The organism is Nocardiopsis alborubida (assembly GCF_012396365.1).
In the GTDB taxonomy this organism is placed as follows: Bacteria; Actinomycetota; Actinomycetes; order Streptosporangiales; family Streptosporangiaceae; genus Nocardiopsis; species Nocardiopsis alborubida.
Genome location: NZ_JAAXPG010000009.1, coordinates 41,986 through 63,423, shown reverse-complemented (window position 1 = coordinate 63,423; position 21,438 = coordinate 41,986). Strand labels below are relative to the sequence as shown.

General features: G+C 71.1%; 23 protein-coding genes and 1 tRNA gene. 12 read left to right on the top strand and 12 right to left on the bottom strand.

Going from position 1 to position 21,438, the window contains the following annotated elements; all coding sequences use genetic code 11:
• Window positions 1-116: 116 nt before the first annotated feature.
• The 6 genes from HGB44_RS11415 to HGB44_RS11390 all read right to left on the bottom strand — a co-directional run bounded on the left by HGB44_RS11415 (window position 117) and on the right by HGB44_RS11390 (window position 3,260).
• Window positions 117-671 (bottom strand): hypothetical protein, encoded by a 555-nt coding sequence (locus HGB44_RS11415; RefSeq protein ID WP_061079577.1) that lies wholly within the window; start codon window positions 669-671, stop codon window positions 117-119.
• A gap of 135 nt (window positions 672-806) precedes the next feature.
• Window positions 807-1,133: a hypothetical protein gene (locus tag HGB44_RS11410; RefSeq protein ID WP_061079576.1), complete on the bottom strand. Its 327-nt coding sequence runs from the start codon at window positions 1,131-1,133 to the stop codon at window positions 807-809.
• 10 nt (window positions 1,134-1,143) lie between these two features.
• A complete protein-coding gene (locus HGB44_RS11405; RefSeq protein ID WP_061079575.1) occupies window positions 1,144-1,398 on the bottom strand; it encodes a hypothetical protein in 255 nt (84 codons plus the stop codon).
• 12 nt (window positions 1,399-1,410) lie between these two features.
• Entirely contained in the window at window positions 1,411-1,662 is a 252-nt protein-coding gene (locus tag HGB44_RS11400) for a hypothetical protein (RefSeq protein ID WP_061079574.1), read from the bottom strand.
• Window positions 1,663-1,718: 56 nt separating this feature from the next.
• Entirely contained in the window at window positions 1,719-1,970 is a 252-nt protein-coding gene (locus HGB44_RS11395) for a hypothetical protein (RefSeq protein WP_061079573.1), read from the bottom strand.
• Between the two features lie 1,208 nt (window positions 1,971-3,178).
• A tRNA-Tyr gene (locus tag HGB44_RS11390) sits at window positions 3,179-3,260 on the bottom strand.
• A 232-nt stretch (window positions 3,261-3,492) separates the two neighbouring features.
• Here HGB44_RS11390 and HGB44_RS11385 point away from each other — a divergent pair.
• Window positions 3,493-3,990, top strand: a complete 498-nt coding sequence (locus HGB44_RS11385) for a YajQ family cyclic di-GMP-binding protein (protein ID WP_061079572.1) — start codon at window positions 3,493-3,495, stop codon at window positions 3,988-3,990.
• A 184-nt stretch (window positions 3,991-4,174) separates the two neighbouring features.
• On the opposite strand, the gene HGB44_RS11380 is transcribed toward HGB44_RS11385, so the two are convergent.
• Window positions 4,175-5,038: a M48 family metalloprotease gene (locus HGB44_RS11380; RefSeq protein ID WP_061083385.1), complete on the bottom strand. Its 864-nt coding sequence runs from the start codon at window positions 5,036-5,038 to the stop codon at window positions 4,175-4,177.
• Between the two features lie 525 nt (window positions 5,039-5,563).
• Here HGB44_RS11380 and HGB44_RS11375 point away from each other — a divergent pair.
• From HGB44_RS11375 to HGB44_RS11350, 6 genes are all read left to right on the top strand, one after another.
• Window positions 5,564-7,414, top strand: a complete 1,851-nt coding sequence (locus tag HGB44_RS11375; RefSeq protein WP_061083386.1) for a 2-oxoacid:acceptor oxidoreductase subunit alpha — start codon at window positions 5,564-5,566, stop codon at window positions 7,412-7,414.
• Window positions 7,415-7,421: 7 nt separating this feature from the next.
• A complete protein-coding gene (locus tag HGB44_RS11370; protein ID WP_082768634.1) occupies window positions 7,422-8,498 on the top strand; it encodes a 2-oxoacid:ferredoxin oxidoreductase subunit beta in 1,077 nt (358 codons plus the stop codon).
• Window positions 8,499-8,762: 264 nt separating this feature from the next.
• A complete protein-coding gene (locus tag HGB44_RS11365; protein WP_061083388.1) occupies window positions 8,763-9,431 on the top strand; it encodes an SDR family oxidoreductase in 669 nt (222 codons plus the stop codon).
• A 154-nt stretch (window positions 9,432-9,585) separates the two neighbouring features.
• Window positions 9,586-10,107 carry a hypothetical protein gene (locus HGB44_RS11360; RefSeq protein WP_061083389.1) on the top strand — a complete coding sequence of 174 codons (522 nt, stop codon included), beginning with the start codon at window positions 9,586-9,588 and terminating at the stop codon, window positions 10,105-10,107.
• A 318-nt stretch (window positions 10,108-10,425) separates the two neighbouring features.
• Window positions 10,426-10,638, top strand: coding sequence for a hypothetical protein (locus tag HGB44_RS11355; RefSeq protein ID WP_061083390.1), 213 nt, complete (start codon window positions 10,426-10,428; stop codon window positions 10,636-10,638).
• 95 nt (window positions 10,639-10,733) lie between these two features.
• Window positions 10,734-10,949 carry a hypothetical protein gene (locus HGB44_RS11350; RefSeq protein WP_061083391.1) on the top strand — a complete coding sequence of 72 codons (216 nt, stop codon included), beginning with the start codon at window positions 10,734-10,736 and terminating at the stop codon, window positions 10,947-10,949.
• A gap of 104 nt (window positions 10,950-11,053) precedes the next feature.
• Here HGB44_RS11350 and HGB44_RS11345 read toward each other — a convergent pair whose 3' ends face one another.
• Window positions 11,054-11,590, bottom strand: coding sequence for a GNAT family N-acetyltransferase (locus HGB44_RS11345; RefSeq protein ID WP_061083392.1), 537 nt, complete (start codon window positions 11,588-11,590; stop codon window positions 11,054-11,056).
• 174 nt (window positions 11,591-11,764) lie between these two features.
• On the opposite strand from HGB44_RS11345, the gene sigJ reads away from it, so the two are divergent.
• Both sigJ and HGB44_RS11335 read left to right on the top strand, forming a co-directional pair.
• Complete coding sequence (sigJ, locus tag HGB44_RS11340) at window positions 11,765-12,670, top strand: RNA polymerase sigma factor SigJ (RefSeq protein ID WP_061083393.1); 906 nt, start codon at window positions 11,765-11,767, stop codon at window positions 12,668-12,670.
• A 4-nt stretch (window positions 12,671-12,674) separates the two neighbouring features.
• Window positions 12,675-13,820, top strand: a complete 1,146-nt coding sequence (locus HGB44_RS11335; RefSeq protein ID WP_061083394.1) for an FAD-dependent oxidoreductase — start codon at window positions 12,675-12,677, stop codon at window positions 13,818-13,820.
• A 283-nt stretch (window positions 13,821-14,103) separates the two neighbouring features.
• Here the strand turns inward: HGB44_RS11335 and HGB44_RS11330 are convergent, their stop codons facing one another.
• Entirely contained in the window at window positions 14,104-14,472 is a 369-nt protein-coding gene (locus tag HGB44_RS11330) for a VOC family protein (protein WP_061083395.1), read from the bottom strand.
• Between the two features lie 163 nt (window positions 14,473-14,635).
• Here HGB44_RS11330 and HGB44_RS11325 point away from each other — a divergent pair, with 163 nt between their 5' ends.
• Window positions 14,636-15,253 (top strand): Uma2 family endonuclease, encoded by a 618-nt coding sequence (locus tag HGB44_RS11325; RefSeq protein WP_061083403.1) that lies wholly within the window; start codon window positions 14,636-14,638, stop codon window positions 15,251-15,253.
• Here the strand turns inward: HGB44_RS11325 and HGB44_RS11320 are convergent.
• The 3 genes from HGB44_RS11320 to HGB44_RS11310 form a co-directional block, all read right to left on the bottom strand.
• On the bottom strand, window positions 15,235-15,921 hold the full coding sequence (locus HGB44_RS11320) for a response regulator (RefSeq protein WP_061083396.1): 687 nt from the start codon (window positions 15,919-15,921) through the stop codon (window positions 15,235-15,237). The genes HGB44_RS11325 and HGB44_RS11320 overlap by 19 nt on opposite strands.
• On the bottom strand, window positions 15,918-17,594 hold the full coding sequence (locus HGB44_RS11315; RefSeq protein ID WP_061083397.1) for an ATP-binding protein: 1,677 nt from the start codon (window positions 17,592-17,594) through the stop codon (window positions 15,918-15,920). Before HGB44_RS11315 ends, HGB44_RS11320 begins: the two co-directional genes overlap by 4 nt.
• 172 nt (window positions 17,595-17,766) lie before the next feature.
• Window positions 17,767-18,642, bottom strand: a complete 876-nt coding sequence (locus HGB44_RS11310) for a phosphorothioated DNA-binding restriction endonuclease (protein WP_061083398.1) — start codon at window positions 18,640-18,642, stop codon at window positions 17,767-17,769.
• A gap of 137 nt (window positions 18,643-18,779) precedes the next feature.
• Between HGB44_RS11310 and HGB44_RS11305 the strand changes: the two genes are divergently transcribed.
• Both HGB44_RS11305 and HGB44_RS11300 read left to right on the top strand, forming a co-directional pair.
• Window positions 18,780-19,832: a LacI family DNA-binding transcriptional regulator gene (locus HGB44_RS11305; protein ID WP_061083399.1), complete on the top strand. Its 1,053-nt coding sequence runs from the start codon at window positions 18,780-18,782 to the stop codon at window positions 19,830-19,832.
• A 215-nt stretch (window positions 19,833-20,047) separates the two neighbouring features.
• Window positions 20,048-21,367, top strand: a complete 1,320-nt coding sequence (locus tag HGB44_RS11300) for an extracellular solute-binding protein (protein WP_061083400.1) — start codon at window positions 20,048-20,050, stop codon at window positions 21,365-21,367.
• The last annotated feature ends 71 nt before the right edge of the window (window positions 21,368-21,438 follow it).

Below are 21,438 nucleotides of genomic sequence, written 5' to 3'. Positions count from 1 at the left end.
TCACCCGTTTTGATCAGGCGTTATGTTCTTTTGAGGAACTTTGGCATGATTCTGCCGAGGGAGGCGAAGCTCACCTCCGCCGGGTGCTGCGACGTGCCCTCGGCGCCCGGTCCGGATCACCCGGTGCTCGGCAGCGCCAGGGTCCCGCCGTCGACCTCCTCCAGCGTCCCGATCATCTCCTCGGACATCTCCTCGCCGTAGTCGGTGATCGTGTACGTGGAGAAGTACGTGGTGCCGTCGACGTCCACCGGATCGCCCAGCTCGACCTCGACCTCGTAGGGGTCGTCCTGGCAGCCCTCCTGCATGCACCAGGTCCCCTTGACCCCTCCCTCGCCGCGCGCGACCTCGTCCGCCCACGTGCCCCACTCCATGTCGGTGAAGGTGGTGAACTCCGTGGCGACGTACTCGGTGGGGGTCTGGTCGTCGAACCCGTTCTCGTTCCCGTACCGGTTGAGGACGAAGGTCCCGCTGCTCTGGTCGGTGTCCTCCTCCGGAGCGGGCTGCGTCCCCTGCGGACTGGCCTGCTCCTGCGGGTCCGCGGTCTCCCCCTGCGGGCTCTGCTCCGCCTCCGGCGCGCTGGTGCCCTCGGGCAGGTCGGGTGTGCTCACCTGCTCGCCGCAGCCGGTGGCCGCCAACAGCAGTACCGCTCCCGTCAGGATCGTGCGCCTCATCTGGCATCTCCCCCCACGTCGGTTCCCTCAGTCGTCCTACCTGCGACAAGGCCCTCCGGCAGGCTGCCGGAGGGCCTCGACGAACCACTCGCGTTCCGTCACTGCGGGATCGGGGATCCCGCCACTCGAAGGTGGCTAGTACCCGTTGTCCCCGTCCTCGCCCTCGCCCGTGTGACCCTCCGGGGCACCACTGTCGTGGTCCTCGGAGCCGTCGTGCTGGACGTTGGTGGTGGCGGGGCCGTTGATGCAGTCACCCGTCGTCTGTGGCGACAGGATGGGCACGTTGACCCCGGCCACCCCCACGGCCAGTTCGGCGTTGCAGATCTGGACCGGAACCAGCTGGAGGTTCTGGTTGAACTGCTGACCGCCGCCGTGCGAGCCGGCGAACACGGGCGAGGAGGCGAGCAGCGCGCCCAGGGCGACACCGGCGATGGCGGTGGCGGCCGTGAACTTGCGCAGCATGGGCCGTCCCCTAATCGATGTTGGTGCTGATCGGGCCGTTGACGCAGTCGCCCGTGGTCTGCGGCGACAGGACCGGCACGTTGACGCCGGCCAGGAGGCCGACCACCAGCTCGGTGTTGCAGAGCTGGACCGGAACCAGCTGGAGGTTCTGGTTGTACTGCTGGTCGCCGCCGTGCGAACCGCTGGCGGAGGCGGGCGTGGCGGCCAGGATGGCGCCCAGGGCGATCCCGGCGACGGCGGTGGCGGTGGTGAGCTTGCGCAGCATGTCAGGGATCTCCTAGTCGATGTTGGTGCTGATGGGGCCGTTGACGCAGTCGCCGGTGGTCTGCGGCGACAGGATCGGGATGTTGACCGCGATCAGGCCGATGGCGGCCTCCGTGTTGCACAGCTGGACCGGGATGGCCTGCAGGTTCTGGTTGTACTGCTGGTCGCCGCCGTGCGAACCGCTGGCGGAGGCCGGGGAACCGGCGAGGACGACACCGAAAGCAGCACCAGCGACGAGGCCGGCAACTCCGAGCTTACGCAGCATTGGATTACCCTTCGAGAAAGTTTGAGATAGCGTTTCTTGCGGACGGATTGCCGGAACTAGCTGATGTTGGTGCCGACGGGGCCGTTCACGCAGTCGCCGGTGGTCTGCGGCGACAGGATCGGGATGTTGACCGCAACGAGGCCGATGCTGGCCTCCAGGTTGCAGGACTGGATCGGAACCAGCTGCAGGTTCTGGTTGAACTGCTGGTCACCACCGTGCGAACCGCTGGCGTGAGCCGGGGCTCCCATGAGGAGCGCGCCCATCGCGGCACCGGCGACCAGGCCAGCAGCGGCCATCTTCTTGATCATGACTTCCCCCGAGAATCGGTTACGAGGTATTGACAGAAAAAGACTCAGGCGCTTGTTGCACCTGTGTCGCGGTGGACTGGGGCAATCATCATCCGGCCCTCAGTTTTTGTCAACGCCGAAACTCGGAAAGCAATTTGTCCAGATTGTCGCGACCATTCTTTTCGCGCCGCACACGAATGGACGCATTGGTTTCTTTTTCGCTCGACACACCCAAAGGGCCGACGCCGGGCCAAGACGGAGCCGGACCGGCGAAGCGGACATACCACCCGCTATCCGCACAGCAGGGATGGGTTCCGCGCACCAGCCTTCGGAGGGTGGCAGCGAAACCGCAGGTCAGCGACTACATGGGCAGACAGCACGCCCTCAGTGCCCCCGCTGGGAGAGCGGGAATCCGCGTTATCCGCCCGTGTCCAGAACGCGATGGATCCGCGATCGGCCGAATCCGGAAAACAGCGCCGCCCGGGGTCCGGAACGCCTTCCCGCCCCCTGGAGGCGCGGGTATGTGACCCGCGTCTCCCCCGCTGTGGGGCGACACGCCCGCCCCCTACCGGATGCGGCACCTGCCCCTCCCGCGCCTGCCCGGACGAACAGGCGCTGGCCGCCGTCCTGCGCGGCTACGTCACCGCCCACCTGGGCGGTGATCTTGTACTTATGGCGGGGCTCGACGGTCGAAACGCGCTATAAGTACAAGATCACCGCAGGTCAGGCCCCTTCCGTCACACCAGTAGCGTTTCCGGCCAGTTCTTGTCCGGCACCTACTGGCGGACGCTCCCAGGGACTCGGAACTAACGCACCTACGGCCGCGTCTGGCAGCAGGCCCGCAAGCGGGTGCTCACGGCCAGGCAGATGAAGACCGCACCGGCGGGCAGGGTCCACGGCCTCCGGGGGGCCGGGATCTCGCTGGGCCCCAACTCCGGGGTGCCCGTGCCGGTCCTCGCGGACAGGGCGGGGCACGGTCCCGCCGTCCTGGTGAACGTCTACCGCCGGGTGCCTCGAAGGGCGGGACGAACCCTGGAACGCGCGCCTGGAGACCGCGTTCGACGGACGCGCCCCGGACACCCGGGTGAGCGGCGACACACCCGGAACCGCGGCCTGAGAGCGTCCCGTGGCCGTTCCGCGAGCGGCCGTGGACCGCCGTGGACCGCCAGGAACGCGAGAAGGCCCCGGTGTCCAGCGTCTCCGCTGGTCACCGGGGCCTTCTCCCCGTGTGGCAGGTCAAGGATTCGAACCTTGGAAGGCAAAGCCGACGGATTTACAGTCCGCTCCCATTGGCCGCTCGGGCAACCTGCCTGGGCTGCGGCGACGTGTTCGTCGCGGCGCATCACCGAGAATAGCGGATGATCCGCCCGAACCTGAAATCGGTTGTTCGGGCACGCCCCGGACGGGCACGTCGGACGCCCGATCAGCGCGCGGCTAAGCTCTGAGGACCGTCCGCGCAGGATCCGGCGCGGACCGACGAGAACCCACGCGGGCGTCCACGGACGCCCGCGACCCATGAAGACCTAGCGGGGTGTGAGCGAACGTGGCCGCCGAATCCAGTTTCGACGTCGTGTCCAAACTCGACCGTCAGGAGGTCGACAACGCGCTGAACCAGACCGCCAAGGAGCTGGCCCAGCGGTTCGACTTCAAGGGCACCGGAACCACCATCGCCTGGCAGGGCGAGGACGGGATCGAGGTCAGGGGCAACTCCGAGGAGCGGGTCAACGCCGCCCTGGACGTCTTCAAGGAGAAGCTGGTCAAGCGCAAGCTCTCCCTGAAGATCCTGGACCCCGCCGACGAGCCCAGGCTCTCGGGCAAGGAGTACCGCCTTCCCGTCGGCCTCAAGGAGGGCATCACCTCCGAGGACGCCAAGAAGATCTCCAAGCTGATCCGCGACGAGGGCCCCAAGGGCGTCAAGGCCCAGATCCAGGGCGACGAGCTGCGCGTCAGCTCCAAGAAGAAGGACGACCTCCAGAACGTCCAGAACCTCATCAAGGAGAAGGACTTCGACCTGGCGATCCAGTTCGTCAACTACCGCTAGCTGTGGCGGTGGCGGACCGGCAGGCGTAGCCGACGGCGGGAACACGGCGGCCGCCCTCCCCCTCGGGGACGGGCGGCCGCCGCCGTCCCACCGCGCTGTCCTGCCTGCCGGGTTGTCCCGCCGGTGCTGACTCACCGCACCGGCTCAGCACGTCGTCCCGCCCCGCCGTCCCACCGGAACCGCCTCAGTGGCCCAGGTCCCAGCCGCGGCGCAGCTCCCGCAGGCGCCGGACGCGCTCCGCCGTCGGCGGGTGCGCGGCGAACAGGCGGCCCACACCGCTCGGGAACGGGTTGGTGGTCATCAGGTGCGCCGAGGCCAGCAGGCTGCGTTCCCGGGGCAGCGGGTACCGGAACGCGCCCACCTCCAGCTTGCGCAGGGCGTCGGCCAGCGCCAGCGGGTCGCCGGTCAGCCGCGCGGCCTGCTCGTCGGCCCGGAACTCGCGCCGGCGCCCCACCCCGCAGTAGACGACCATGGCCGCCAGCGGCGCCAGCAGCACCGTCATCAGACCGCCCAGCAGGGTGGGCATGTCGCTCTCCTCGGAGTCCCCCAGCGGGACGAGGAGGGCGATGGCGGTCGTCGCGGTGATCACCGCGGTCAGGGTGGTCGCCACCGAGCTGATCAGCGTGTCGTTGGCCCGGATGTGCGCCAGCTCATGGGCGATCACGCCGCGCAGCTCGCGCTCGTTCAGCGTGCGCAGCAGCCCCGTGGTGCAGCACAGGGAGGCGCGGCGCGGGCTGCTGCCGGCGGCGAAGGCGTTGGGCGAGCGCACGGGCGACAGGTAGAGCCGGGGCATCGGCTGCCGGGCGGCCGTGGCCAGCTCGCGGACGATCCGGTACAGCTCGGGGCGCTCGATCTCGCTCACCGGCCGCGCGCGCATCGCGCGCAGTGCCAGGGACTCCCCGAAGAGGTAGACCAGGACCCCGGCGCACAGCACCAGGGCCACGGAGAACTGGGCGCCCTTCTCGGCTCCGCACAGCCAGCCGACCAGGACGACGAGCACCGCGGCGCCGACGAACAGACCGGCCGCGCGGGCCACGCTGACGTGCACGCCACCACCTCCTCGTTCAGCCGACGATGAATGCGTACATGGTGGCAAACGTGCGGGTCGCCGCTCCGCGTTCCCGTTACGGGTCCAACGTCCGAGGCATCACCGACCTCCTTCTCACCTGCTGTCTCTCCTGCACCACCCGTACCTCCGTCCACAGCCACACCCCTCCTAACCCCCTCCGTGTGAGAATGGCCACCCGCGCGCGGCCTCGGCACCCCGACGACTTATAGTGCGAACGTGGCCCTCATCACTCCGCATGCCAGGCCGTCGGGACTCCAGCCCCTCGGTTCGGTGTGCGGGCGGCCGTGTCGTTGAAGGCTGGCCCCTTCACGACCCGGCCGTCGCGGCGCGGCCGCACCGCGCGAGACCGGGTTGGCGCATCCGGCGATCGCGAGGGCCGCGAACGCTGTCCCCACGTCCCCGAGCCAGACACCCGGCCCGCGACGGCGCGGTCCGGTCGGGGGCGACACCCGAGCGCCGCCGCCCGTCACGACCGGCGGCTCACCAAGGAGGTCGTCGATCTCAGTGGCCAAACAGATCGAACAGCTCGACCGCGTCATCATCCGCTTCGCCGGGGACTCCGGCGACGGCATGCAGCTGACCGGTGACCGCTTCACCCAGGAGACCGCGTCGTTCGGCAACGACCTGTCGACCCTGCCGAACTTCCCCGCGGAGATCCGCGCCCCCGCCGGAACCCTGCCCGGGGTGTCCAGCTTCCAACTGCACTTCGCCGACCACGACATCATGACGCCGGGGGACGCCCCGGACGTGCTGGTGGCGATGAACCCCGCGGCCCTCAAGGCCAACCTGGGCGACCTGCCCCGGGGCGCCACCGTGATCGTCAACACCGACGAGTTCACCAAGCGCAGCCTGGCCAAGGTCGGGTACACGGTCGACCCGCTGACGGACGGGACGCTGGACGCGTTCAAGGTGAGCGCGGTGCCGCTGACGTCCATGACGGTGGAGGCGCTGTCCGGCGCCGACATCTCCAAGAAGGACGCGCAGCGGGCCAAGAACATGTTCGCCCTGGGCCTGCTGTCGTGGATGTACAACCGGCCGACGGAGGGGACGACCTCGTTCCTGAAGTCGAAGTTCGCCGCCAAGCCCGACATCCTGGCCGCGAACCTGACCGCGTTCCAGGCGGGGTGGAACTTCGGCGAGACCACCGAGGACTTCGCGGTCTCCTACGAGATCAAGCCCGCGCGGCTCCCGGCGGGCACCTACCGCAACATCACCGGCAACCTGGCCACCGCCTACGGGCTGATCGCCGGGTCCGAGCGGTCGGGGCTGCCCCTGTTCCTGGGCTCGTACCCGATCACTCCGGCGTCGGACATCCTGCACGAGCTGTCCCGGCACAAGCGGTTCGGGGTGCGCACGTTCCAGGCCGAGGACGAGATCTCCGGTGTGGGCGCCGCCCTGGGCGCGGCCTTCGGCGGCTCCCTGGGCGTGACCACCACCTCGGGTCCGGGCATGGTGCTCAAGCAGGAGACGGTGGGGCTGGCGGTGATGACCGAGCTGCCGCTGGTCATCGTGGACGTGCAGCGGGCCGGTCCGAGCACCGGCATGCCCACCAAGACCGAGCAGACCGACCTGCTCATGGCCCTGTACGGGCGCAACGGCGAGTCGCCGGTGCCCGTGGTGGCGCCCGCCTCCCCCGCGGACTGCTTCGACGCCGCGCTGGAGGCCGTGCGGATCGCGGTGCGTTACCGCACGCCGGTGGTCGTGCTCTCCGACGGGTACCTGGCCAACGGCTCGGAGCCGTGGCGGCTGCCGGAGGTGTCCGAGCTGCCCCGGATCGACCCGGCGTTCGCGACCGGGCCCAACGGGCCGGGCGGGACCTTCCTGCCCTACCTCCGCGACGAGGAGACGCTGGCCCGTCCGTGGGCGGTGCCGGGCACGGCGGGTCTGGAGCACCGGATCGGCGGTATCGAGAAGCACGCGCAGAGCGGCGACATCTCGTACACGCCCGCCAACCACGACCTGATGGTCCGCACGCGCCAGGCCAAGATCGACGCGATCGCCCGCGACATCCCCGAGCTGGAGGTGGACGACCCCGGCGGGGAGGCGGACGTGCTGGTCCTCGGCTGGGGCGGCACGTACGGGTCGATCACCGCGGCGGTGCGCCGCGTGCGCCGCGCGGGCGGCCGGGTGGCGCAGGCGCACCTGCGCCACCTCAACCCGTTCCCGGCCAACCTCGGCACGGTGCTCAACCGGTACGAGCGGGTGGTGGTCCCCGAGATCAACCTGGGCCAGCTGTCCCTGCTGCTGCGCGGCAGGTACCTGGTCGACGTCATCGGCTACAACAAGGTCCGCGGCCTGCCCTTCAAGGCCGAGGAGCTCGCGGGCGTGCTTCAGGAGGTCATCGACCGTGACTGAGAACGTGATGGGCCCCGGCGGGGACGGCCACGTCCACGGGGCGCCGGAGGTTCCGGGCGGACTGCGCCTGGTGCCCAGGACCGACACCGCGTACAAGATGAAGGACTTCAAGTCCGACCAGGAGGTGCGCTGGTGCCCGGGCTGCGGCGACTACGCGATCCTGGCCGCCTTCCAGTCCTTCCTGCCCGAGCTGGGCGTGCCGCGCGAGAACATCGTGATGGTGTCGGGCATCGGCTGCTCCTCGCGCTTCCCGTACTACCTGAGCACGTACGGCATGCACTCGATCCACGGGCGCGCCCCGGCGATCGCGACCGGGCTGGCCACCAGCCGCCCGGACCTGTCGGTGTGGGTGGTGACCGGTGACGGCGACGGGCTGTCCATCGGGGGCAACCACCTCGTCCACGCGCTGCGCCGCAACGTCAACATCAACATCCTGCTGTTCAACAACCGGATCTACGGGCTGACCAAGGGCCAGTACTCCCCCACCTCCGAGCCGGGGAAGATCACCAAGTCCTCGCCGGTGGGCTCGCTGGACCACCCGTTCAACCCGCTGTCGCTGGCGCTGGGCGCGGAGGCCACGTTCGTGGCCCGCACCGTCGACTCCGACCGCAAGCACCTCACGTCGGTGCTGCGGGCGGCGGCCGACCACCCCGGCGCGTCGTTCGTGGAGATCTACCAGAACTGCCCGATCTTCAACGACGACGCCTTCGAGCCGCTGAAGGACCCGGCGGCGCGGGACGTCCGGCTGCTGCGCCTGGAGCACGGCGAGCCGCTGCGGCTGGGCCCGGACCGGGGCGTGGTCGCCGGGGAGTTCGGCGGCCTGGAGGTCGTGGACGTGGACTCGGTGGGAGAGGACCGGCTGCTGCGGCACGACGCGCACCGGGAGGACCCGGGGTACGCGTTCGCGCTGTCGCGCCTGGACCAGCCCGCGTTCGAGCACGTGCCGATCGGGGTGCTGCGGGACGTGCGCCGCCCGGCCTACGACGAGCTGGTGAACGAGCAGGTCGCCGACGCGCGCGCCGAGCGCGGTGACGGCGAGCTGGCCGCCCTGCTGGCCAGCGGGGACACCTGGAGGGTGGAGTAGGGCCGTGTCCGGACCGGTGTGTCCGGGTCCCGCCGTGTGCGGGCCCGGACACACCGGGGGTCCGTGCGGCCGCTCCCTCCTCCGCTGGTGGGCGGGGCCTCCGCCGCTGGTGGATGGGCCCGGCCGCCACCGGCCCCGGCCGCACGCGGCACCGCGCCACCCGCCGCCCGTGGGCCGGGCCGGGCGCACGGAAAAGCGGGATGTGACCCGGCGGACAGGGTCGCTACCCCGCCCACCGCACCGCGAGGGCATACGCTCTCCCCCATGCGTATCGTCATCGCCGGAGGACACGGGAAGATCGCACTGCGGCTGGCCAGGCAGCTGGCCGACCGAGGTGACGAGCCCGTCGCCCTCATCCGCAACCCCGACCACGCCCAGGACGTCGTCGACGCCGGTGCCGAACCGGTCGTGATCGACCTGGAGAAAGCCACCGTCACCGAGCTGACGGAGAAGGTCATGAACGCCGACGGCGTCGTGTTCGCCGCGGGCGCGGGCCCGGGCAGCGGCACCGCCCGCAAGGGGACCGTCGACCACAAGGCCGCCGTACTGACCGCCGACGCGGCCTCCCTGGCGGGCGTGCGCCGCCTGGTCCAGGTGTCGGCCATCAACGTGGACGAGCCCGTGCCGGAGGGCACGGACGAGGTGTGGGCCGCGTACGTGGAGGCCAAGCGCGCGGCCGACGCCGACCTGCGCGAGCGCGACCTGGAGCTGGACTGGACGATCCTGCGCCCGGGACGGCTGACCGACGACCCGGGCACCGGCAGGGTGGAGCTGGGCGGGGAGGTCGAGCGCGACGCGGTGACCCGGGACGACGTGGCCTCGGTGATCGTCGCCCTTCTGGACGAACCGGGGACGGTCGGCAGGGTTCTCAACCTGGTGAACGGGGAGACACCCGTCGCCGAGGCCGTCCGCGCCGCTGCCGCCTCCTCCTGAGGGGGCGCCCACGGCTCTCTGTGGCCAGATGCGCCTCCAGGGGGCATGATGGTTGCGGAGCCCGGCGGAGTCCCGCCACGGTGGACGCGGATGACCGGGTGTCAGCCCGACGAGTACGGCAAGCTCCACGCAGAGCAGATGGGTACGGTTATTCATGAGCGTCACGCAGGTCGTGAGGGACAGCACGGTCGTCGAGCACGCCAAGGTCGCCGCGCAGCAGAAGCGCCGGATGTTCATCATCCAGCTGGAGGTGAACGCCTACGACGAGGCCTCCAGCAAGCTGCGTCCCGGACTGACCCGCATCCTGGAGGGGATCGAGGAGGCCGGGTGGCGCCTGGACCTGATCACTCCGGGCGACGAGGGTGACAAGCCCGCCCGTCTGTTCATCTTCCGCCCGGACCCCGACAGCAAGAAGGACGACGCCGCCAGGGCCGAGCAGCAGCACCAGCACCAGCAGGAGCCCTCGGGCCAGCAGCACGCCTACCCGCACCCGCCGACGGGCGCGCAGCCGCAGGACCCGTACGCGGGTTACGGCCAGCAGCCCGGCTACGGGCAGCAGTACCCGGGCTACGACCAGCAGCAGTACCCGGGGTACGGGCAGCAGCAGCCGGGGTACGGCCAGCAGCCCGGCTACGGGCAGCAGTACCCGGGGTACGGGCAGCAGCAGGGCTGGTAGTCCCGCGGCGAAGCCCGTCCCACAGCGAGGCACCAGGCCCGCACGGTCAGCCGTGCGGGCCTTTTTCGTGTGCCTGATGTCGGACAAGTCCAGGTTCCGATGCATTAGTCAGACATCGCTTCTGTCCCTGCTTTCGGTTGGGTAAAACCTGTCCCCGGCGAAGCGGCTATATGTCCGGCATGTCCACCCTGAAGCCGAGGAAACTCCAGGGAAACTCTGGATTCTCCCCTGAAAGTACTCCAAGCGCGCTCGTGACTACGCTAAGTTAATTCCGGCGGATGCAGCCACCCTGTTTGGAACTTCCGAAAGGTAAGAAGAATGTCCCGTATTGCCAAGGTTTCCGGATTCGTCCTCGCCACCGGCCTCGCGTTCGGTGCCTTCACCGGGACCGCCGCCGCGGACAACAACGCCGAGGTCCAGAACGTGACGATCCCGATCTGCCTCGACGTCCTCGCGGCCTCCGGCGTCAGCGGCAGCGAGTGCAACGTCGTCAACTGGGACTCCACGAGCGGCATCCACGTCGAGGACTAGGACCGGGCCGCCCTCGCACCCGGCTCCGTCGCAGCGGGACCCGCGGGTCCTGCCAGCACCAACCATCACACCACGAACCGAAAAGGACCAACACCATGAAGCGTTTCGCCTCCGTCTCCGGCCTCATCCTCGCCACCGGACTCGCCCTGGGCGCCATGTCCGGCACCGCCGCCGCGGACAACAACGCCGAGATCCAGAACATCACCGTGCCGATCTGCGCCGACGTGCTGGCCTTCGACGGCTTCACCCTGGGCGGCAACTGCAACGTGGTCTCCGGCGACAGCACCTCCGGCATCTCCGTCGAGGACTAACCGGTCGACCCGACGAACCTCTTGCGTACGACCTTCTGTGGGGGTGGACGCGGGGCACGGCGCACGCCGCGCCCCGCGTTCCGTGTCCGCGCCGGGCACGACGGTCAGGGCGCGCAGGGCCGCGGTTCGACGCCCTCCACCGGGTCGGTGGCCAGCCGGGCGTGCGCGCCCGTGTCGAAGCGCTCAGCGCCGTAGCGCAGCTTGCTCCGCTCGATCCCCTCCGGACGGAACCCGGACCGGCGCGCCACCAGGCACGACCCCGGGTTGTTCAGGCGGTGCCCCAGCTCCAGCCGGAACAGGCCCGCCTCGGCGAAGGCGTACTCGCTCACCAGCAGCGTCCCGGCCGTGGCCACGCCCCGGCCCCGTGCCTCGGCCAGGGTCCAGTAGGAGACCCAGCCGGTGTCGTGGTTCCTGCTGGTCACGGTGACCTGGACGTGTCCCAGCACCGGCCCGACCTCCTCGACGACCGCGAAGCCGAAGGCCGTGCCCTCCTCCGCCCGGGCGCGCTGTCGGCCGATCCACGCCGCGGCCAGCTCCGGGGTGTCGGGGACCTCGGGCGACTGCCAGGCCAGCTCCGGCTCGGCGAAGGCCTCCAGCACCCGGTCGGCGTCCCCCGGCTCCCACCTGCGCAGTCGGTACACAGCGGCTGCACTCCCCCTCGTCCGCGCTCTGACCGCGCCACGTTACTACTCCCGCCTTCGGGGAGGGTGTGCCGACGGGCCCCGTTCGCCGGCAGGGGCGTCCCAGCGGGCGCAAGGGCCCGTTCCTCGGCCGGGGGATGTCACGTACGGCCGGAGCTGGTACGTCTGCCTGTCATGACCACCGATGTCTTCGAAGAGCACCGCTCCCTCCTGACCGGCGTCGCCTACCGCATCCTCGGCAGCGCCTCCGACGAGGAGGACCTCGTCCAGGAGACCTGGCTGCGCTGGTCCTGCGTCGACCCGGCCGCGGTGGACGACCCGCGCGCCTACCTGGTCACCGTCACCTCACGCCTGGCCATCGACCGGCTGCGCAGCGCCCGGGCCCGGCGGGAGTCCTACGTGGGCGACTGGCTGCCCGAGCCGGTCAGCGACATCCCCGACGGGGCCGAGCACGCCGAGCTCGCGGACTCGGTCGAGTTCGCGCTGCTGGTGGTCCTGGAGACCCTCAGCCCGCTGGAGCGCGCCGTGTTCGTGCTGCGCGAGGCCTTCCAGATGCCCTACGCCGAGATCGGCGCGGTGATCGGCCGGGAGGAGGCCGCCACCCGCCAGCTCGCCCGGCGGGCGCGCGAGCACGTACGGGACAGGCGCCCCCGGTTCGAGGCAGACCGGGCCGTGCGGAGGCGGATGACCGAGCGCTTCCTGGGGGCCTGCCTGGAGGGCGACCTGGAGGGGCTGACCGGTCTGCTGGCCGACGACGTCACGCTGGTCAGCGACAGCGGGGGGCGGACCCGGGCGCCACGCCGGACGATGGAGGGCGCGGAGAAGGTCGGCCGGTTCCTGTCCGCACTGTCGCGGCCGCACAACATGGAGCGCTTCCTCGCCTCGGCGGGCCTGGGCGGCGCGGAGGAGCTGCGGCCCGCGGTCATCGAGGTCAACGGCGGTCCGGCCGCGGCCGTCTCCGTCGGGGGCAGGGTGATCGCGCTCCTGTCCCTGGACATCGCCGACGGCCGTGTGCGGCACGTGTACCTTCTGGTCAACCCCGACAAGATGTCACGTCTGCGGTCGCCCGAACCGTCCTAGGGGCATGGACATCACCGTTGTGGGCGGTGGGCTCGCCGGACTGACCGCGGCCATCGCCAGCGCCGAGAGGGGCGCGAACGTCACCCTGCTGGAAGCGCACCCGACCCTGGGCGGGCGGGCGCGCTCCACCGAACCGCCGTACACGGCCAACGAGGGGCCGCACGTGCTGTACGGCGACGGCCCGCTGTTCGCGTGGCTGGCCGAGCGCGACCTGCTCCCGCCGTACCTGCCCTTCCCCGCGCGCGGCGTGCCCCGGGTGCGCGTGCGCGACCGGGGGCGTGTGGGGGCGCCGCCGGTCTCCCTGCTCCGGGCGGCCGCGCGGCGGCGGCTGCGCGCTCCGCACGACCGGGACTTCGGCTCGTGGGCGCGGGAGTCCCTCGGGGAGGAGCCCGCGCGCGTGGCCGCGAACATGATGGGCGTGGCGCTGTTCGACTCCGACCCGTCGCGGTTGTCGGCCGCGTTCGTCTGGGAGCGGTTCCTGCGGGTCACGAACCCCCGCTGGCCCTCGCCGAAGTACCTGGTCGGCGGCTGGTCCTCGCTGGTGGGGCGGCTGGCCGGGCGGGCCCGGGAGATGGGGGTGCGCGTGGGGACCGGGGAGCGGGTGGACGCGCTCCCCGGCACCCCGACCATCGTCGCGACGTCGCTGGCCTCGGCCCGCGCGCTGCTCGGCGACGACTCGCTGGAGTGGGAGAGCGGGCACACCCTCATGGTGGATCTGGGGCTGCGGCGCGGCCGGGACCCCTTCATCGTCTTCGACGCCGACGAGTGCGGTTTCCTGGAGCGCTACTCGCTGGTGGACCGCACGCTCGCCCCCGCGGGCGAGGAGCTGGTCCAGGCGCAGCTGCCGGTGCGGCCGGGCGAGTCCCGGACTCGGGTCACCGAGCGGCTGGAGCGGTTCCTGGACCTGTCCCTGCCGGGGTGGCGGGAGCGGGTGACGTGGCGGCGCGACCAGGTGGCGCGCGGGCGCACGGGCGCGCTGGACCTGCCGGGGTACACGTGGCGGGACCGCCCGGCCGTCGATCGGGGCGACGGCGTCTACCTGGCCGGTGACGCGGTGGCGGCGCCGGGCCTCCTGGGCGAGGTGTCGCACAACAGCGCGGTCGCGGCGGCGGAGGCGGCCACGGGCAGGCGCGCCGTCGGCACGGCCTAGTGCCTTCGCCGGGGCCGCGCCCTCCGCCGTGACGCTTCTTGTACTTGTAGCGCGTCTCGACCGCCCGACCTCGCTATAAGCACAAGATCAGCAGGTCAGGACCCGTGCGGCACACCAGCGACGGTTCCGGCCAGCACATGGGGCAGTCGGGGGGGGGCGGGGGGCGGCGGGACCCGCCGAGGCCTCCGCCGTTCCCGTCGCCCGTGCTCCGGCGGCGTGCCCGGACAGGCGGGACGAACCGGTGTGCGGCCGCCCGCGCCCCGGCGTGTTCCGGGGGGCCCGGTCAGGCGGGCGCGTGCGCGACGGCCTCGACGTTGTTGCCGTCCGGGTCGCGGACGAACGCGCCGTAGTAGTGCTCGTGGTACTCCGGCCAGACCTTCGGCTCGTGGAGCACCTCCGCGCCCGCCTCGACGGCCGCGGCGAAGAAGGCGTCCACCGCCGCCCGGTCGGGCGCGGTGAAGGCGAAGTGCGACTCGCGGGCCTCACCGGACGTGGGCGCGGGTCCGATCCAGAAGTCCGGATCGGAAGTGCCGTAGCCGATGTTCTCGCCGAAGTCGAGGACGCGGCGCGCGCCCAGCGGGGCGAGGACGGCGTCGTAGAAGGCGGCACTGGCCGCGGGGTCACTGACCTGGATTCCGAGATGGTCCAACATGGGCCGAGTGTGACACGGGCCACTGACACTTCCGGGGGCAAGGGGCCAGGTGCGGGGCCGGGTTTCGGACACCCTTGCGAGGCTTTCTCCGTGCAACCCGCCGGTAACCGATCGTGCACACGAATACCGGCCCTCATGAAGACGAGGAGGCATGATGTTGGTCATGACTACCAGGCACCCGGAAGCACCCGAACGACGCCTGACCGTGGACGACCTGGAGAACACGCCGGACGACGGACGGCGGTACGAGCTGGTCGACGGGCGGCTTGACGTGTCACCAGCCCCCAAGCCCCTGCACACGCGCGTTTCCTACCGCCTGGGTTTTCACCTCGGTACCGTGGCTCCGGACGAGTTGGAGATCGGTGAGGGTCCTGGTGTCGACCTGAACGCCGAGCGAACCCATCACCGTATTCCTGATCTGGCGGTCTTCGACTGCGAGTTGCCACCACAGGGCTACTTCGATGTTCCCCCGCTTCTCGCCGTGGAGATCGTCTCCCCCGAAAGCGTCCTACGGGACAACCACACCAAGCGCCGCGAATACGCGGCGTTCGGCGTCCCCTCCTACTGGATCATCAACCCTCTAGCCGACAAGGTCGGGCTCGTCGAACTCCGTCTGGAGGACGGCTGCTACCAGGAGGTCGTCCAGGCCCACGGCGAGGACGTCTTCGAGACCGACCTCCCCTTCCCCGTGAAGCTCGTGCCGCACTGGCTCACCGCCAGCGGCCCGTGGAGGAGGCACACCGGCGGCGGCACCGAGGAGGCTCAGGCCGTCCAGCGGTAGAGGTGTTCGGGGCGGCCCGCCGAGCCGTAGCGCATGCGCAGCTCGGCCCGGCCGTTCGCGCACAGGTGCTCCAGGTAGCGCCGCGCGGTCACCCGGGACACCCCGGCGCGCTCGGCCACCTCCGAGGCCGACACGTCCCCCTGCGCCTCCCTCAGCACTCCAGCCACCAGGTCCACGGTGGTCGGGGTCAGCCCCTTGGGCAGCGACCGGCCCGCGGCCGGGCGCAGCAGTCCGAACAGCCGGTCCACCTCCTGCTGGGTGGCCTCCCCGTCGGCGTCCATCCTCCGGCGCGCCACGGCGTAGCGTTCCAGCTGGTCGCGCAGCACGCTGAGCGGGAACGGCTTGAGCAGGTAGTGGACCGCCCCGCCGTGCATGGCCGAGCGCACCTGGCCGATGTCGCGCACGGCGGTGATCATCAGGAAGTCCGTCTGCTGGGGCGCGGCGCTGGTGGCGGCGGCGCGCAGGGCGCGCATCACCGAGATCCCCGAGGCGTCGGGCAGGTGCAGGTCGAGCAGCACCAGGTCGGGCTGGTGCCCCCGGATCTGGGTGAGGGCGGACGCGGCCGTGTGCGCGACCCCCGCCACGGTGAACCCGGGCAGCGACTCCACCAGCTCCTGGTGGTTGCGCGCCACCCGCACGTCGTCGTCCACGACCAGGACGCGGATCATCGGACCGCCCCCAGCGGCGCGTCGGCCCCCGACAGGGGCAGACAGGCGGTGAACACCGCGCCCTCGTCGGCGTCGGGCGCCTCCATCTCCACGCTTCCCCCTCTTCCCTCGCAGACCTGCTTGACCAGTGCCAGGCCCAGTCCGCGCGTGCCGCCGTCCCTGGACGCCTTGGTGGTGAACCCGAGCCGGAAGATCTCCTCCGCCACGTCGTCGGACACGCCGTGCCCGGAGTCGGTCACCCGGATCTCCAGCAGGTCGTGCGGCAGGTCGGTGCCGTCGGCCCGGTGCAGCCGCACCATCAGCTCCACCCACCCGTGCGGGGACGAGGCCACCGCGTCGAGCGCGTTGTCGACCAGGTTGCCGAGGACGAGCAGCGCGTCGGAGCGCACGTCCCTGGCCAGGGCGGGGACGCTGGTGAGGGGGGACAGCCGCAGGTCGACGCCCAGCTCGGAGGCCTGCGCGGACTTGGCGATGGTCAGCGCGGCCAGCGCGGAGTCGTCGACGTGCCGGGAGATGTCCTCGCTGGTGCGGCTGTGCGTCGCGGACAGGTCGGCGAGGTAGGCGCGGGCCTCGTCGTGGGCCCCGAGTTCGAGCATCCCGGCGATGGTGTGCACCCGGTTGGCGAACTCGTGGGTCTGGGCGCGCAGGCCGCGGGTGACCGTGCGCGCGCCGTCGAGCTCACCGGTGAGCCGGTCCAGCTCGGTGCGGTCTCGGAAGGTGACGACCGCACCGGCGTCCTGGCCGCGCACGTGGACCGGCATCCGGTTGGCGACCAGGATGCGGTGCCCCGCCAGAAGAAGGCGGTCGTCGCCGGGGTCGGCACCGGAGACGATGTCGCGGACGCGCTCGGACAGGCCGAGTTCGTCGAGGCCGCGGCCCTCGGCGTCCTCGGGGAGACCGAGCATCTCCCGGACGGGCGGGTTGGCCAGGACGAGGCGGCCCGAGCCGTCCACGGCGAGCACGCCCTCGCGGACCGCGTACAGCAGGGCCTCGCGGCTCTCCAGCAGAGAGGTGATGTCGGCGGGTTCGAGCCCGTGGGTCTTGGTGCGGACCTGGCGGGAGAGGGCCCACGCACCGGCCACGCCCAGGACCAGCACCACCGCCACCGTGCCCAGTATGGCGGGGATCGCGGCCCTGGCCTCGGTGGCGGCGCTGGAGGCGAGGATGCCCAGGGAGACGTAGCCGACCACCTCGCCCCGCGCGTCGCCGCCGTTGACCGAGCCGCCGCCGGAGAACACCGGGACCTTGGCTCGCACGGTGCGCCCCCGGGTCCCCTCCTGCACACCGGTCCACTCCCGTCCCTCCGCGGCGGATCCGGGCGGGGTGGACACGGTGCGGCCGATGAGTTCGTCGTCGGGGTGGGAGTAGCGGATCCCCTCCGGGGAGGCGATGACCACGAACTCGGTGCCGGTGGCGGAGTCGATCCGGTCGGCCAGGGGGGAGAGCTCGGCCGCCGGGTCGGCGGACTGGAGGCCCCCGACGACCTCCGGCATCACGGCCACGGAGCGGGCCAGGCTCAGGACCCGGTCGGCGTAGTGGCGGTCGGTGACCCGGTCCATGTGGACGGCCCACAGCGCGCCCACGGCGGTGAGGGCCAGTGCCAGCAGGAGCACGTAGCCGATGAACAGGGAACCGGTGAGCGACAGGCGAAAGCGCGCGGGGTACGTGATCATGTGTTCTCCAGGCGCCGTGGCGGGGGACGCGGAAGCCCCTGCCGGGCGAACGCGCAGGTGGGCGTTGCACGAACAATACGACCGAACGTGACGCGGGTGTTAACAGAATCCTGACACGCGCGTGACCCGTGTCACCATCCAGCCCGTTTCGCGGCACTCGGGGCGGGGGATCTCAGGCGGCGGCGCGCCGGAAGACCTGCCTGGAGTGCCAGTCGACATGGGCGGGTTCGACGGCGGGGTGCCCCGGGTCCGGGCGGAGGAGTTCGCGCCCGGCGAGGGAGAGGACGACCGTCTCGGCCGCGGGGGATCGGGCCTCGAACCTCGGGGACACCGCGACGGTGAGTTCGCCGGTGAGCCCGAGGACGCCGCGGTCGAACAGCAGGTGGTGCGTCGGGCACAGGCACAGGCCGTTGTCCAGGTCGTTGGGGCCGTCGTGCGACCACCAGCGGATGTGGGCGGCCTCCAGCCCGACCGACACGTCGTCCAGCCGCCCCTCGTACCCGCAGAACGCGCACCGGTGCTCGTAGGCGGTCAGCACGGCCTCCCGGAACCGGGGGTCGCGGACGCCGCCCTCCCCCGGCGCGGGGACCGGCCCCTGGCCCACGCTGAGACCGGTGAGGGCGATGATGCCCTCGTGCAGCGAGGGGGCGAAGTTGTCGTCGAGCAGGTGGCGGCCGATGCGGGCGGCCAGGCCGGGGTCGTCCCGCAGGGCCGCGTCCAGGTCGGCGCTCAGCCTGCCCCGCGCCTCCCTCCCGCGCAGCAGGGTCACCCCCGATCCCGGAGACCCCTCCCCGTCCACCGTGGTGACCCGCCAGAACCCGTCGGTCTCCAGGTGGTGGAAGGGATAACCGGGGTGGGTGGGCTTCGCCGGGCCGAACTCCCGCAGAAGTCGCGCGAGCCGGGCCTCGGCCTCGCTGTAGACGATGGGGGCGTTGCCGTGCCGCTGGTGGTGCGCGAGCGCGTACAGCAACAGGAGGGGCTTGTGGGGGGCGCGGACCCCGGCACGGGTCCACCGTTTGACGGATCCGAGCCGCTGGGTCCAGTCCATAACGGCACACCCTAGTACGGGAGGCCTCTCGTCCACCGCCCCTTCCCCCCGGCCGAGGCCGCCCCGGGCCCGGCAGGCCGCGGTACCAGGCACTATCGACTCGGGCCCCCGGAGTCCGGCGGACTACCATCTTCACCATGACAAGCGGGAGCACGGGTCGAAAGCGCCCCACGATCAGCGATGTCGCCCGTCGGGCGGGCGTGAGCAAGGGCGCTGTGTCACGGGCGTTGAACACCGGCACCGGTACCAGCGCCAGTACCCGCGAACGCATCCGCCAGGCGGCGGTAGAACTGGGCTGGAGCCCGAGTTACGTCGCACGCGCGCTCAACGGCAAGTCGCTGGGCACCATCGGTCTGGTCGTACGCCGCTCCCCCGAGATACTCGACTTCGACGCGTTCTTCCCGTCGTTCCTGTCCGGTATCGAGTCGGTGCTCTCCGGCGAGGAGCACGCCACCGTCATCCGCTTCGTACCCGACGAGCGGACCGAGACCGCCACCTACGAGCGGCTGTTCAACGACCACTTCGTCGACGGTTTCCTGGTCACCGACCTGCGGACGGACGACGGCCGCCCCGCGTTGCTGCGCCGTCTGGGCGCGCCCGCCGTCGTGGTCGGCGCACCGGAGGGCTCCTCCGACTTCCCCACGATCACCAATGACTCCAGGGAGGCGATCCGCGGTCTGGTCCGCTGCTTCGTCGAGGCGGGCCACCAGCACATCGCGCACGTCCAGGGCGACCCCCACATGCTGCACGCGCTCCAGCGCCGACGCCACTGGGAGCAGGCGGTGCGCGAGTTCGGACTGGAGCCGGGGCCGGTGGAGGAGAACGGCGGCTACACCATCGCGGGCGGGGCCCAGGCCACGGAGCGCATCATCGCCGGGCGCGGCGGCGAACGCCCCACCGCCGTCTTCTACGGCAGCGACCTCATGGCCATAGGCGGTTACTCCGTGCTGAGGGAGGCGGGTCTGAGCATCCCCGACGACATGGCGGTGGCCGGGTTCGACGACATCCCCCTGGCCTCGTTCGTCACGCCGCCGCTGACGACCGTCCGCAACAGGCACCGCGCGCTGGGCAGTGTCGGCGCCCGCATCCTGCTGGACATGCTCAAGGGACAGGAACCGCCGCTGTCGACCGTGCTCACCGGCGAGCTCCGCCTGAGGAAGTCGTCCGGACAGCCGGACCCCCGCTTGTAACGGTTCCACAACTGACTCTCCTGCCTTTCTGTGATCTCGCCTACACTGGCCAGGTAAACCGGTTTACCTAATCGTCGGGCCACTCGGGGCGACTGTGTGGCCCACGGTTTTCGATGCTCTCGCCCACGGGTCGACGGGCGCGTCCGACCTGCCTGTTCCGTCACCGCCGACGCTGACGACGGGCCCACACGGCATACAGAGAAACGGAGACGGCCGTGAAGACACCCCCCACAGCACTCCTGTCCGCTTCGACCGCGCTGGGACTGGCCGTCGCACTGACGGGCTGCGGTTCCGGTGAGGACTCCGGGGACCAGACGCTGACCTACTGGGCCAGCAACCAGGGAGCGAGCGTGGAGGAGGACCGGGAGGTCCTCCAGCCCGCGCTCGACCGCTTCACCGAGGAGACCGGTGTCGAGGTCGAACTGGAGGTCATCCCCTGGAGCGAGCTGTACAACCGCATCCTCACCGCGGTCAGCAGCGGCGACGGTCCCGACGTACTCAACATCGGCAACACCTGGGCGGCCAGCCTCCAGGAGACCGGTGCCTTCGTGCCCTACGAGGGCGCGGACCTCGAAGCGGTGGGCGGCGAGGAGCGCTTCGTCAGCACCAGCTTCGCCACCGGCGGCGCCGAGGGTCAGCCGCCGACGTCGGTGCCGCTCTACGGACTGTCCTACGCGCTGTTCTACAACCCCACCATGTTCGAGGAAGCGGGCATCGAGGCGCCGCCCGCGACCTGGGAGGAGTTCGTCGACACCGCGGACGAGCTGACCAGGGACACCGACGACGACGGCGAGGTCGACCAGTACGGCTTCGTGCTGGAGGGCGGCAACGAGCGGCAGAACTCCCACATGGCCTTCATCCTCGGCCAGCAGCAGGGCGGAGGGCTGTGGGGGGAGGACGGGCCCACCTTCTCCTCCGACGAGCAGGTCACCGCGGTCAAGCAGTGGGTGGACCTGATGGCCGTGGAGGAGGTCGTCGACCCCAGCAGCGCCGAGTTCAGCGACGGCACCCAGGGCATCAGCGACTTCGTCGACGGGCGCGCGGCCATGATCATCGTGCAGGGCAGCGCCCGCACCAGCATGGCCGCCCGCGGATTCGAGGACTACGAGGTCGCCCAGGTGCCCATGCTCGACCCGCTGCCGGGCGAGCCCATCCAGAGCCACGCGGCCGGGATCAACATCAGCGTCTTCAACGACACCGACGACAAGGAGGGCGCCCTGCGACTGGTCGAGCACCTGACCAGCCCGGAGGAGCAGGTGTACCTGTCCCAGGAGTTCCAGACGCTGCCGGTGGCCACCGAGTCCTACGACAGCGAGGAGCTGCGGGGCGACGAGTCGATGGAGGTCTTCCGCACGATCCTCGCCGAGCACTCCGCGCCGATGCCGCTGATCCCCGAGGAGGGCCAGATGGAGACGGTGCTCGGCGAGGCGATCGGCAGGCTCTTCGCCCAGGTGGCGACCGGCGGCGAGGTCACCGAGGCCGACGTCCGCCAGGCCATGGAGGAAGCCGAGACCCAGATGGACGCCGCGAACTAGGCGGTGTTTTTTGGACCTCCGCTTCGCTTCGGTCCGTGTTCGGGCGCCCGAAGAACGGAAATCGGGTTGTA